The sequence below is a fragment of the Massilia agri genome, assembly GCF_024753255.1.
GTDB lineage: Bacteria > Pseudomonadota > Gammaproteobacteria > Burkholderiales > Burkholderiaceae_D > Telluria > Telluria agri.
On record NZ_JANUHA010000054.1, the window covers coordinates 1 to 517 of the forward strand.

Annotated in this window: 1 protein-coding gene; it reads right to left on the bottom strand. The window is 62.5% G+C overall.

Annotation, left to right across the window (positions count from 1 at the left end):
- On the bottom strand, window positions 1-346 hold a 346-nt coding region (locus NX780_RS25285; protein WP_441295001.1), incomplete at its 3' end, for an IS1/IS1595 family N-terminal zinc-binding domain-containing protein.
- Window positions 347-517 lie beyond the last annotated feature (171 nt).

The window sequence follows — 517 nt, forward strand, 5'->3', positions numbered from 1 at the left end:
GCGCCGCGTCGCGCACGGTGCGCGATTCCAGCAAGCACTGGATATAGGGCAGCCAGCACTCGCGCTTGCGCAGCCGGGCCAGTGGCGTGCCGGTCAGCGCATTGAAGGAACGGTGGCAAGCCAGGCAGCGAAAGCGCTGCAGGCCGCTGGCAAAGCCAAACCGGTGCAGGCGAGCGCAAGCACAATGCGGACATGGCCGGCCTGCCGCGGCCGCTTCGATGAGCGCCAGGCACTCGGCCGGATCGCGGATATTGTCGATCCAGGCGCGCAGCCGGGCTAGATCGGTTCTGGACAATGGTGCCGCGGACAGGCAGGCGAACAATTCGTCGAAGTTCAGGCTTTGCATCGTCACTCCGGATGAGTTAACGCGACGATGCGTAAGACTTCGACAACACAATTTGGTTCACCCAATTAGCGCGAACACAGCCTTTTTCATTGCCCGCCACGCCAGGCGGCCCGCATGGCAAAGCTGCAATGAGGCTTTGCCAACAGGCGAACGCCTGCTATAATGCGTGCA